Annotated in this window: 10 protein-coding genes and 1 tRNA gene; 3 read left to right on the top strand and 8 right to left on the bottom strand. The window is 42.0% G+C overall.

From position 1 onward, the window contains the following. Positions 1–368: 368 nt before the first annotated feature. The 3 genes from dacB to SB658_RS19820 all read right to left on the bottom strand — a co-directional run bounded on the left by dacB (position 369) and on the right by SB658_RS19820 (position 4380). Positions 369–1844 carry a D-alanyl-D-alanine carboxypeptidase/D-alanyl-D-alanine endopeptidase gene (gene dacB, locus SB658_RS19830; RefSeq protein ID WP_038830001.1) on the bottom strand — a complete coding sequence of 492 codons (1476 nt, stop codon included), beginning with the start codon at positions 1842–1844 and terminating at the stop codon, positions 369–371. A 33-nt stretch (positions 1845–1877) separates the two neighbouring features. Then, the gene (galM, locus tag SB658_RS19825) at positions 1878–2855 is read right to left on the bottom strand and encodes an aldose 1-epimerase (RefSeq protein WP_049141133.1); all 978 of its coding nucleotides are present in this window, start codon (positions 2853–2855) and stop codon (positions 1878–1880) included. Positions 2856–2988: 133 nt separating this feature from the next. Further along, positions 2989–4380 (bottom strand): MATE family efflux transporter, encoded by a 1392-nt coding sequence (locus SB658_RS19820; protein ID WP_004399508.1) that lies wholly within the window; start codon positions 4378–4380, stop codon positions 2989–2991. Between the two features lie 285 nt (positions 4381–4665). Between SB658_RS19820 and iseA the strand changes: the two genes are divergently transcribed. Then, a complete protein-coding gene (iseA, locus tag SB658_RS19815; RefSeq protein WP_004399558.1) occupies positions 4666–5211 on the top strand; it encodes a DL-endopeptidase inhibitor IseA in 546 nt (181 codons plus the stop codon). Between the two features lie 93 nt (positions 5212–5304). On the opposite strand, the gene SB658_RS19810 is transcribed toward iseA, so the two are convergent. The 3 genes from SB658_RS19810 to SB658_RS19800 form a co-directional block, all read right to left on the bottom strand. Beyond that, positions 5305–5377, bottom strand: a tRNA-Arg gene (locus SB658_RS19810). Between the two features lie 52 nt (positions 5378–5429). Beyond that, positions 5430–5975, bottom strand: a complete 546-nt coding sequence (locus tag SB658_RS19805) for a site-specific integrase (protein WP_003231473.1) — start codon at positions 5973–5975, stop codon at positions 5430–5432. A gap of 315 nt (positions 5976–6290) precedes the next feature. After that, the gene (locus SB658_RS19800) at positions 6291–6521 is read right to left on the bottom strand and encodes an excisionase family DNA-binding protein (protein ID WP_032721965.1); all 231 of its coding nucleotides are present in this window, start codon (positions 6519–6521) and stop codon (positions 6291–6293) included. Between the two features lie 184 nt (positions 6522–6705). Here SB658_RS19800 and ggt point away from each other — a divergent pair, with 184 nt between their 5' ends. Continuing rightward, entirely contained in the window at positions 6706–8469 is a 1764-nt protein-coding gene (gene ggt, locus SB658_RS19795; RefSeq protein WP_032721967.1) for a gamma-glutamyltransferase, read from the top strand. A gap of 162 nt (positions 8470–8631) precedes the next feature. On the opposite strand, the gene yofA is transcribed toward ggt, so the two are convergent. Next, positions 8632–9489, bottom strand: coding sequence for a LysR family transcriptional regulator YofA (gene yofA / locus SB658_RS19790; protein ID WP_032721968.1), 858 nt, complete (start codon positions 9487–9489; stop codon positions 8632–8634). Between the two features lie 128 nt (positions 9490–9617). Here yofA and SB658_RS19785 point away from each other — a divergent pair, with 128 nt between their 5' ends. Next, complete coding sequence (locus SB658_RS19785; RefSeq protein WP_032721969.1) at positions 9618–10607, top strand: zinc-binding dehydrogenase; 990 nt, start codon at positions 9618–9620, stop codon at positions 10605–10607. Positions 10608–10663: 56 nt separating this feature from the next. Here the strand turns inward: SB658_RS19785 and gltD are convergent, their stop codons facing one another. Continuing rightward, positions 10664–12145: a glutamate synthase small subunit gene (gltD, locus tag SB658_RS19780; RefSeq protein ID WP_032721970.1), complete on the bottom strand. Its 1482-nt coding sequence runs from the start codon at positions 12143–12145 to the stop codon at positions 10664–10666. Positions 12146–12154 lie beyond the last annotated feature (9 nt).

The raw sequence follows: 12154 nt of genomic DNA, 5'->3' as shown, positions 1-12154 counted from the left end.
GTTCTCATAATAAGAGGATAAGAAAAAGTAGAAAAAAGCAGAAAAATGTCAATAAAAGAAATTATATGACTATATAATCCATATATGCACTATATTAACGGATATTTTTTAAAGTACAATAAAAAACATTAAATTTTTATAACATTTTTTTGAATATAGTATTATTTCTTTATTTTTCGTTTCTATTTTTATCAAATTTCCGGATATAAAGTGATAAAAGTATTGTTTTACATAAGGTCTTATACACTACTTTTTAATCGAACTAATTTTCTTTTGTGCATCATTCTTCTAATTGTTGGAAGGTTCGACAAAGCGTTATTACAGACATAAAAAAACCTGTTTTCTCTTGGAAAACAGGTCTGCCGCTATTATTGATTTGCCAAAATGACAGCGATTTGATCCTCAATATCTTTTCCATCCTCTTCATCAATCAATCCATTTAGAAGAATAGAAAAAACAAGTTTTTTTCCGCTCTTTGTTTCTGCGTACCCCGATAGAGAGCTTACCGTACTGAGCGATCCGGTTTTTGCTCTTACTTTTCCTTGTGCAGGAGTGTCTTTCATGCGGTTTCTCAGCGTTCCGCCCACCATTCTGTCAGGATTGCCCGCAACAGGTAAAGAATTTAGATAAGCCGAGAACCAACTCTGATCCTGAATGTCATATAACAGCTGTGAAAGTTGATCTGAGGATACAGCATCAATATGTGAGATTCCTGATCCGTCTCTTAAGACGAGTGATTTAGAATCAACACCAAATTCCGGAAGCGTACTGTTTAACACTTCGAGCCCCTTTTCCCAGCTCCCTTCTCCTTTTTTCACTTTCCCCATCTCTTTTACGAGCACTTCGGCATGTCCGTTATTACTTAATTTCATGAACGGCACAAAAAGTTTCGATAAAGGCATTGAGCGATGAGAGAGCAGCACATCTGAAGAACTAGGTGCTTCACCCGTCTTGATGTTCCCTTTCACAGTAATTCCTTGTTTTTTTAGTGACTGCTTAAATAAATCTAAGGCATATCCGGCAGGCTCCCAGACAGAAATCCATTCCTTTGTCTTGTTTGCGTCAACCGGTACGCTCCCTTCAATTGTAATCGTGTTTGTTCCATGCTCTCTTTCGATTGTGAGGTCTTTCTCTGAACCGGCAGCAGTCGTTTCAGCACCGTTCTTTATCGTTATATAATCGGTTTTCGGAGAGACAGACACGGCAGGCTCTTCCCCTTCTTTTTGATTTGGGGTGACCTCAACAATCACAGTGCCTGCATCATAGTCTTCATTTGGAGACGCTGTTAGAGCGGAAATTGGCGCGCCATAATATGTGTATTCATCGCTCCAAGGCATATCAGGTGATAATCGCATGTCATCATGCCACGTATCATCACCGATCAGATTGCCTTTAATTACTTTTACGCCGGAATGTTTCAATTTCTCAGCCATTTTGTCAAAATCAGATGGTAAAAGTGTCGGATCGCCTTTCCCTTTCAAATAAAGGTTACCATTCAGCTTTTTCCCTTTCAGTGTTCCATCCGTCCGGACCTCGGTTGTAAAAGAATAGTTCTCGCCAAGGACAGAAAGTGCCGCGGCCGCTGTCAAAAGCTTTAGAGAAGAGGCAGGCCTCATTCGGGTGTCTCCTGAATGTTCATATAGAACAGCACCTGTTTCCGCAGAGCGAACGGTGATGCCGGCCATTGCGCCTTCGAGGGCAGGATGATCAGCTAAAATCTTATCGATCTGCTCGGAAAGTGCATCTTGTTTTTCAGCGGCAAGCGCAGCCTGATGCATATAAGGCACCGAAGCAACAACGAAAAGCAGTAAAACAGCAACATAAAGCTTTATGCTTTTTTTCATTAATTTCCCCGCCTCTCTGCGCTTCATCATTGGCTATTGATGATTCAGTTCAATGGTGATACTGCTTTTAGCTGTCGTTTCTTCTCCCGGCTCCAGCACTTGTAAACCAGTGAGTGACGAAGGTAAATCAAGATTCACGGCGTTTGTCACCCATGTGTAAGGCTCAGGGCATAAATACCCTTGTTTTCCGTCCGCATTGTATACAACCCAATGGTTAAACTGTTCATCTGCCTTATAAAAAATGCTGATATGTGCATGCTGATGATAAATGACAGCCTGATTTTCTCCGCCTCTCTTCTGATAAGAAGATAAAAAGACATCATCCAGCTGCTTGTGGCGCAAATCCATTCCTTCATGCAAAGCTTCTTTATACGGGACATCCATCAGCTTCCCGGTCGGCAGCAGGCGTTCATCCAACTCCCATTGCTGATCTGCTGTCAGGGAAAATAATGAGCTTTCTGCCGGAAATATAAATGTAGTATGATAACCAATTCCCCAAGGAAACGCTTCCTTTCCTTTGTTCATGACCGTCGCATGTTTAAATAGGGTATTCCCCTTGATCGTGTATGTCATCCGAACGACGGCATGATGAGGAAATTGCTTCTGCACATGGGGAAGCTCAGAAAGATCAATTTCTGTTTCAACAGTCACTTCTTCATCAGTTTGCTTCGTGGTCACGACATTCCACTTTTCATGGTAAAGAAACCCATGAAGATGGTTGTGTTTATCCTTCTCGTTGATATCAAAATGATACGTTCTGCCCCGGAAACTGAATGTACCGTCACCTATGCGGTTAGGCGGGAACAGGATTGGAATGCCATACAATGTTGGTGTGTCGTGAAAACTTTCTGCTGTTTCCGGTTCACGCAAAAGCTGGACTTTTGTTTTTTTGTCCACGAGAGAAATGACGTTGCTCCCCCACTCAGGGACAACAATCATTTCTAGATGTTCGTTGCCCGCTTTGATGGCCGGCGTTCCCAAATACGTGATTTTCTCAATAAAGTTTGCCATGTTTACTCAACCTCTCCTTGATTCATTGCTAGTATAAGAATTCAATGTACTGTACCATATTTCCTCCATTTTATATTTTCCCCTATCAAATAAAAAAACACCGTTCAAACTTATGAACGGTGTGATTCGGAGGCTATTGGATGAGACGTGTGATTTGTTTCTTTTTCCAGACGAATTGATAATACCCATAAATCAACAGCAAGCTGACGGCAAACGCAGCTGGATAACCAACCCAGACGCCGAGTATTTCAAGCTTTGTATAGTGAGAAAGGACGAAAGCGACAGGCACCTCTACTCCCCAGATTGCAAAAATACTGATGACGGTCGGCCATAAAACTGTTCCGCTTGCCCGCATCGTTGCAGAAATAATTTGGGCATTTCCAAACAGCAAATAGCTCCACAATGTAATCATCAAAAGACGGTGTGCAATGTAAAGCGTCTCTTGCTCGGTTAAAAATAACGATAAAATCTGATGTGAAAAAACATAGATCAGAATGATCAGTACGCCGCCAATGATATAATTCAGCCAAATCCCCACGCGAATGACCTGCTTTAAGCGGTCAAACTCGTTTGCCCCAATCGATTGCGCAGCGAAAATAGAAACCGCAATACCAAGGCTGACGGCCGGCATCTGTACATAGCTGGCCACCTGGTTGACCACTCCGTATGCAGCTGTTGCATTAGAGCCGTAATGATTGACGAATGAAATAACCGCTATCTCTGATAATGAGACAAGAATCATATTGATGCTTGCTGGGACCCCAAGACGCAGCAGGAGAACTAGCAGTTCCTTATCCATTTTCAAATAACGACGCACTGTTTTATCAAATTGCAGCGGGTGTTTTCGCTTTCGTAAATACACCATTAACACGAGAAAAGTCGCAATCGTGGAAATGACAGTTGCATATGCCGAGCCGTATATGCCCAGTTTCGGAAAACCAAACATGCCAAGGATTAAAACAGGCAAAAGCGCGATGTTGATGACCGTGCTCACAATCAGCGTATAAAACGGTGTCTTAGAATCCCCTGTTCCGCGCAAAAAGGTAGTATATGCAAAATATAAAAACATAAACGGCATAGCATAAAATAAAATACGTGCATAGTTAGCGCTGACATGAATGACATTTTCAGGCGTGCCCATTAAACGAAGGATATCCAGGGTGAAAATACTGCCGATGACGGCTAACACAACGCCTAATAAAAATGTAAACGTGAGCGTCGTCCCGACAACAGCCTTTAGCCGTTCCTCATTTTTCGCTCCGTAAGCTTGTCCGATCAGAATCGAACTACCTGAACCGATCCCAATCGTAAATGAGATTAAAAGAAAAAATAACGGGAAAAAGGATGATACAGCTGCCACTGCATCAACACCAAGCCATCTGCCTACAGCCATCATCCCGACTAGCTGGCCGACTGATTGCAGCACATTGCTCAGCAGAAGCGGCACTAAAAAGAGTGACATCGACCGCCAAACTGATGGTTTGCTTTTCTTTTGAGTTACAAGAGGTTCTTGTGATGTTTCCATATTAAAGGACTCCTTTATTTGAAATCGTTTTTAAACATGCCCTCATTTTTTGACAAAAACAGGATATGTAACATGTTATTATTCATCACTGCACATATGAAACCCTTCCCGATTCTTCTAATTTTACACATCTTTTTAGCTTATAAAGAATAAACTAGCAAGTAATGGCATATTTTTTGTGAGTAAAAGAATAAAAAATAATTTATGCAAAAGTATTGTAATCTATCCGTAATTATTGTAACATTTGTAACATAAGAGAAAGAGATTTTGAAGGAGAGAGCGATAATGAAAAAATGTCTTCTATTTCTAACAACCATTGCACTTATTCTGTCATTAAGCACAAATGCATTTGCGAAAAATACATCAGGCGATTTATCACAAAAACAAGCATTACAGTTGGCATTATCCGCTAGAGAACATTTTTGGAACACCATGAGCGGACACAATCCGAAGGTGAAAAAAGCAGTTTGCCCATCAGGCACATTCGAGTATCAAAATCTTCAATATGTATACATGTGCAGTGATCTAGGCACTAAAGCAAAAGCGGTGAATTATTTAACTCCTATTTTTACAAAAACAGCAATCGAAAAAGGCTTTAAAGATTATCATTTCACTGTTTCAAAAGGAAAACTTGCTGTTCCAATCGGTGACGGAGACAATCTTTTGAATTGGAAAAAATCAACTGCTAAACTGATCTCTAAAAAAGGCAGCACAATCACATACGAATTTACCGTCCCTACATTAGACGGATCCCCTTCTGCAAAACGGAAAGTGACATTTGTGAAAGAAAATAAAAAATGGAAAGTCAATCAATTTGACGCAGTTATATAAGAAAAACGCCCGGGATAAGCGGGCGTTTTTTATTTGGTCTGCATAAAGAAAGACAACAGGCGAAAAGTGCCTGTTGTCTTTTTGTGAATATAACGCTCTAGGAGAGATTCGAACTCCCGACCTGCAGTTTAGGAAACTGCTGCACTATCCGCTGTGCTACTAGAGCTTTTGGTATTTATATAGTAGCTCTGATGATCAATATTTTCAAGCGATTTGTATTAAAGCCCTCCAAAAACCTTATACGCGGCTCTTGTTGTATCTTCATCAATACCAATATACCGCATTGTAATTGATGGTGATGAATGATTCAGTATTCTCTGCAGCTCGGCGATGTCTTTCGTTCGCTGATAAAAATGATAGCCAAACGTTTTCCGGAGTGTATGCGTCCCTATCTCCTCAAGTCCGCACGCCGCAGCGGCCTCTCTTAAAATTCTGTAGGCCTGAATGCGGGAAATCGGCTTCCTGGTCCGCACTGATTTAAAAAGATATTCGTTTTCCTTCATGTCTTTCGTATACTCGTATATTTCCTGTTTCAGCGATTCTAAAATAAGAATCTTTCTTTTCTTTTTCGTTTTGCTTTCAGTCGCCCATAAATGATCTTTATTTTGAACGTCCTTCACTTGCAGCGGCAGAATATCAGAAATGCGGAGCGCGCTGTTGATGCCGAAAATAAACAGAAAATAATCCCGCTTGTTTTTGTTAAGCAAATACTGTTTGACTTCTTGGATTTTCTCTAGACTGCGAATCGGCTGTACAATATGCATCAAAAAACTCCTTAAAAACCGTTATGTAACGTTTTGAGGTCTATGTTACTATTATAGCTGAAAAACGTTGAATGTCAAAGTGCGGCGGCGTTTATGTAACATAATATACATAGTGTTACATAAGCTTTTAAAAAAGCTTCTTCCAACCTTCACCCTATAAAATAAGCTTTAAAGCCTCTTATAAAGCTTTTAACCTCTTGGATACTTATCCCCCTACTAATCATCAAAAAACCTCTTAAAACGAAATCTGACACTCCCGATTTTCTGGAGCTTCCGCAAAAATATACAAAAAAAGACACAATTTCAAATTGTGTCCTAATCCTCATCCTTTACATCAATATCTTCCGGGATCGGTTCATTTAATATTTCATGCACCAGTGCTTTGTAATTCTCCAGCTGTTCGAGATGCGTTTTGAACTGTTCCTTATAAATCAAAAATTGCTCCCCGTCATGAACGGCTCTGATTTTCCCTTCGAGCACCAAGCTTTTAATATAATCCTCTGAAAGATTTGTATATTCTGCTGTTTCTTCAATCGTTAAATACATATAGCAGTCCCTTCTTAATCCGTATGCTGATTCTAATATAGCACATGGCTCATATCAATATAATCAATTTTGCACAGAAAAACGGCTTTATGTACTATATAATATACCATTTGTCACTTGTGAAAACGCTGTAATTTTTTTACGCTAAGATTGTAACAATACAGCTTCATATAGGAGGGAGAACATGAAAAGAACGTGGAACGTCTGTTTAACAGCTCTGCTTAGTGTTCTGTTAGTCGCTGGAAGTGTCCCTTTTCACGCGGAAGCTAAAAAACCGCCCAAAAGCTACGATGAGTACAAACAAGTAGATGTTGGAAAAGACGGCATGGTTGCGACCGCACATCCTCTTGCTTCTGAAATCGGTGCTGATGTGCTGAAAAAAGGAGGAAATGCTATTGACGCAGCGGTTGCCATTCAATTTGCACTCAATGTAACAGAGCCGATGATGTCAGGTATTGGCGGCGGCGGTTTTATGATGGTGTATGACGGAAAAACGAAGGATACAACGATAATCGACAGCCGTGAGCGTGCTCCAGCAGGCGCAACTCCTGATATGTTTCTGGACGAAAACGGAAAAGCAATACCTTTCTCTGAACGTGTAACAAAAGGTACTGCCGTTGGTGTTCCAGGCACTCTGAAAGGGCTGGAAGAAGCCTTGGATAAATGGGGAACCCGTTCGATGAAGCAATTAATTACCCCTTCTATTAAACTCGCTGAAAAAGGCTTTCCGATTGATTCTGTGTTGGCAGATGCCATTTCTGATTATCAGGAAAAACTTTCACGGACTGCCGCAAAAGATGTATTTTTACCAAATGGCGAACCGCTTAAAGAAGGAGATACCCTTATTCAAAAGAATTTGGCTAAAACATTTAAGCTTATTCGCTCCAAAGGCACTGACGCTTTTTATAAAGGAAAATTCGCCAAGACGCTTTCTGACACTGTCCAGGATTTCGGCGGATCAATGACAGAAAAAGATTTAGAAAATTACGACATTACAATTGATGAACCGATTTGGGGAGACTATCAAGGCTATCAAATCGCTACTACTCCTCCTCCAAGCTCCGGCGGTATTTTCTTATTGCAAATGCTGAAAATCCTTGATGATTTTAACCTTTCACAATACGATGTCCGCTCATGGGAAAAATATCAGCTGCTTGCTGAAACGATGCATTTGTCTTATGCCGACCGTGCGTCTTACGCAGGTGATCCCGAATTTGTAAATGTTCCTCTCAAAGGCTTGCTTCACCCCGATTATATTAAAGAACGCCAGCAATTAATCAACCTAGATCAAGTGAATAAAAAACCGAAAGCCGGTGACCCTTGGAAATACCAAGAAGGATCAGCAAACTATAAACAAGTTGAACAGCCGAAAGACAAAGTAGAAGGCCAAACAACCCACTTTACAGTTGCTGACCGTTGGGGAAATGTCGTTTCCTATACAACAACAATCGAACAGCTATTCGGAACCGGTATTATGGTCCCTGATTACGGTGTTATTTTAAACAATGAATTAACGGATTTTGATGCGATACCAGGCGGAGCTAACGAAGTACAGCCAAACAAACGGCCTTTAAGCAGCATGACCCCGACGATTTTATTTAAGGATGACAAGCCTGTCCTCACTGTTGGATCTCCTGGCGGGGCCACAATTATTTCATCCGTTTTGCAAACCATTCTCTACCACATTGAATATGGTATGGAATTAAAAGCAGCTGTTGAAGAGCCGAGAATTTACACAAACAGCATGAGCTCTTACCGTTACGAAGACGGAGTTCCTAAAGATGTCCTCAGCAAGCTAAACGGCATGGGCCACAAATTCGGCACAAGTCCAGTGGATATCGGAAACGTGCAAAGCATATCGATCGACCATGAAAACGGCACCTTTAAAGGTGTAGCTGATTCAAGCAGAAACGGAGCGGCGATCGGCATTAATTTAAAACGTAAATAAATAAAAAAACTGTACTCGCTTCAAATGAGTACAGTTTTTTCATGCAGATCTTTAATAACAACGGGCATTGCTGATGCTCTGTATCCCTGATTGCAATCCAAAATGACAGAATGATGACTGCTTCTTTGACAAAATCTTTATTCTGCTAATGCACGTCTATCTTCATCTTTTCATTTCGTTTATCTCATCAAGAAATGTCTGAAACGCACTCGTAATAAAAAAGTCTTTCCTGTATATAAAGACGATCTCTAAGTCTTGATATGCTGGTGGCAATTGATGAATCCATACATTTGTACGATGCTCGGAGCAGTCAACAGAGGACTTTGGGAGCAGCGCCGTACCCATCCCGGCGGAAACACCTTTTATAATAGCCTCCAATGTGCCAAACTTTATGATTTTTTGATTGTCTATGCCTGCTTCCTCTAGTAATCTTTTGACCCTGTCACGATGAGAACAGCCAGCCCCAAAAAAGAGCATCGGCTGCTGAAGCATGTCTTCTGCCGTCCCTTCTCGTGATGAAATCAAAACTAATTCATCATGGGAAACATGGAGTTGTCTAACTGCAGCGTGTTCAACCGGCCCATATACAAAAGCGCCATCAACTTTATGATCAAGAACCTGTTGAATCAAATGATGCGTATCCGCTGTGTTCACTGATAAATCCACTTCAGGAAAACGCCTGAGGAAGGATGCTGCATGCTCAGGCAGATGCGTTACCGCCGTCGTTTCCAGTGATCCGATCCGCAAAGGCCCTTTTGGTTGCCTGCTCATACGGGTCGATTTTTCAGCTTTGTCTAACAGCGATAATACTTGATCTGCATATTGTAAAAGATTTTCTCCTGCAGCAGTCAGCTTCATCCCCCGATTCGTTCGATGAAAAAGCCTGATATTCAAATCTTCCTCAAGGTTATGCACTCTGGCTGTCACATTCGACTGAACATAATTCAGCATTTGGGCTGCTTTCGTTATGCTTCCTTCGCGAGCAACAGCCTGAAAAATCTTTAAATCTCCGCTTTCCACGCGCTCTCACCTGCTTGCTATGATGAAAAGTGATATTGGCTATCATATTTGTTCATTTTACTCGAAGAAAACCGCTATGTAAAATATGTAAAGATATGAAAATACAATTCAATGAGGAGGCAGACAGCATGAAAGCTGTAATTCACAACGGAAAAGCCGGCCTTCAGGGGTTATCAGTCGAGGACGTTCCATCAACAAAGCCTGGATACGGAGAGGTAAAGGTTAAATTAAAATCCGCGGGCCTGAATCATCGTGACTTGTTTCTTATGAAAAACAAATCGGAACAAGATCCTCACATGATACTGGGTTCTGACGGCGCGGGTATCATCGAAGAGATTGGTGAAGGCGTGAAAAATGTTACTGTTCAGACAGAAGTAGTCATTTTCCCGACATTGAACTGGGATTTAACAGAGAATGTACCACCTGTACCTGAGATTCTGGGAGGTCCTTCGGACGGAACACTTGCTGAATATGTGATCATTCCTTCACAAAATGCAATCAAAAAACCTGCTTATTTATCTTGGGAAGAAGCGGGCGTTTTACCTTTATCCGCTTTAACTGCATATCGGGCTCTGTTTACAAAGGGGCAATTAAAAAAAGGCGAGCATCTATTGATACCCGGCATCGGCAGCGGTGTGGCAACCTATGCTTTATTTATGGCTAAGGCGATTGGGGCAACAGTAAGCGTGACCTCCCGCAGTGAGGAGAAAAGAAAAAAGGCGCTGCAATTAGGTGCTGATTACGCATTTGACAGCTACAGCAATTGGGATGAGCAGTTGCAGGGAAAAAAGGCGGATGTTGTTCTTGACAGCATAGGACCTGCCCTCTTTTCGGAATACTTCCGCCATGTAAAACCAAATGGCCGTATTGTCAGCTTTGGGGCAAGCTCAGGGGATAATCTCAGTTTTCCGGTGCGTTCTCTATTCTTTCCTCAGGTCAATGTTTTGGGAACCTCGATGGGAAGCGGTGAGGAATTTCAAGCTATGCTCGCTTTCATTAACAAACATAAGCTGCGGCCTGTAATTGACCGGATATATCCTTTAGAAAAAGCATGTGAAGCATATAAAAGAATGCAGGAAGGCAGACAGTTTGGAAACATCGGGATCGTAATGGAATAAAAAAAGAAACCGGCTGGCAGCCAGACCGGTTTCTCTTATATGATAATCCCCTTTATTTACGGAAGAACTGAACTCCCCATCAAATATCGATCCACTTCACGCGCCACTTCACGGCCTTCATTAATCGCCCATACGATTAAGCTTTGGCCTCTTCTTGCATCCCCTGCGGCGAATACACCATCGATATTTGTTTGATAATCCCCATATGCTGCACTGATTTTGTTATTTACAGAATCAACACCAAACTGTTTCAACAGCGGCTGTTCTGTGCCTTCAAAGCCGATAGCGATAAAGACAAGCTGAGCAGGCCATACTTTTTCCGTTCCAGGCAGCTCGCGGAACTCGTATTTTCCATGCTCATTTTTCACTTTTTCCATTTGGATGGTATGAAGCTCTTTCAGCTTTCCGTTTTTATCCGCAACCATTTTTGTCGTTTGAATGGAGTATTCTCTCGGATCTCTTCCGAATTTTGCTTCTGCTTCCTCGTATGCATATTCAAGCGTAAAGACGTGTGGCTGTTCAGGCCACATATTGTCATTCGTGCGGGCTGGCGGAAGTTTCGGGTGTTTGCCGAATTGGTGCACGCTTTTGGCTTTTTGACGCAGAGCAGTAGCCACACAGTCAGCTCCTGTATCTCCGCCTCCGATTACGATGACATCTTTCCCTTTGGCATCAATGAATTGCTTGTCTTTAAAATTAGAATCTAAATAGCTTTTTGTTGCAAGTGTCAGGTAGTCCATCGCGTAATGGACTCCTTTTGAATCGCGTCCTTCAATTAAGAGGTCCCGCTGTTTTTGAGCGCCTGTGCATAGGATCACAGCATCAAATTGCTCCTTTAGCTCATCAGCTGTAATGTCAACACCGATTTCTGTGTTCGTGACAAAATCAATTCCCTCTTGCGTCAGCAATTTAATTCGGCGTTCTACAATGCCCTTCTCAAGCTTCATGTTTGGAATGCCGTATGTTAAAAGGCCGCCCGCTCTGTCTGAGCGCTCAAAAACAGTGACAGAATGCCCCGCTTGATTCAGCTGGTCAGCACTCGCCAGTCCGGCTGGGCCCGACCCGACGATAGCAACTTTTTTGCCTGTTCGTTTTTTTGGAATTCTAGGTTGAATCCAGCCGTTCTCAAATCCTTTATCGATAATGGTCCGCTCGATGTTTTTAATTGATACGGCCGGGTCTGAAATCGCTAAAGTGCATGATCCTTCACAAGGAGCGGGACATACCCGCCCTGTGAATTCAGGAAAGTTGTTTGTTTTCAACAGACGTTCCAATGCTTCCTTCCATCTGCCCCGGTAGACAAGATCATTCCATTCAGGAATTAAGTTGTAAATCGGACAGCCGGATGTAAATCCGTTAATGTCCGCACCGATCTGGCAAAACGGTGTACCGCAATCCATACACCGCGCCCCCTGCCGTTTCGATGCTTCTTCTGAAAAAGGAGCAGAATATTCTTTCCAATCCTTTAAGCGAGTGAGAGGGTCCCGCTCCGAAGGTTTTTCTCGTTTGATCTCCATAAATCCAGTTGGTTTCCCCATGTTCCTCTC

The sequence above is a fragment of the Bacillus sp. SIMBA_008 genome (assembly GCF_046535495.1).
Classification (GTDB): domain Bacteria; phylum Bacillota; class Bacilli; order Bacillales; family Bacillaceae; genus Bacillus; species Bacillus subtilis.
Note: the sequence above shows the minus strand (reverse complement) of the source record. Positions and strands in the feature narration are given on the sequence as shown.

Bases quoted from the DNA above. Each gene is read 5' to 3' on its own strand.
- iseA (WP_004399558.1), top strand. From the start codon at position 4,666: ATGAAAAAATGTCTTCTATTTCTAACAACCATTGCACTTATTCTGTCA.
- ggt (WP_032721967.1), top strand. From the start codon at position 6,706: ATGAAAAGAACGTGGAACGTCTGTTTAACAGCTCTGCTTAGTGTTCTG.
- SB658_RS19785 (WP_032721969.1), top strand. From the start codon at position 9,618: ATGAAAGCTGTAATTCACAACGGAAAAGCCGGCCTTCAGGGGTTATCA.
- dacB (WP_038830001.1), bottom strand. From the start codon at position 1,844: ATGAAAAAAAGCATAAAGCTTTATGTTGCTGTTTTACTGCTTTTCGTT.
- SB658_RS19805 (WP_003231473.1), bottom strand. From the start codon at position 5,975: ATGCATATTGTACAGCCGATTCGCAGTCTAGAGAAAATCCAAGAAGTC.
- galM (WP_049141133.1), bottom strand. From the start codon at position 2,855: ATGGCAAACTTTATTGAGAAAATCACGTATTTGGGAACGCCGGCCATC.
- SB658_RS19800 (WP_032721965.1), bottom strand. From the start codon at position 6,521: ATGTATTTAACGATTGAAGAAACAGCAGAATATACAAATCTTTCAGAG.
- SB658_RS19820 (WP_004399508.1), bottom strand. From the start codon at position 4,380: ATGGAAACATCACAAGAACCTCTTGTAACTCAAAAGAAAAGCAAACCA.
- gltD (WP_032721970.1), bottom strand. From the start codon at position 12,145: ATGGGGAAACCAACTGGATTTATGGAGATCAAACGAGAAAAACCTTCG.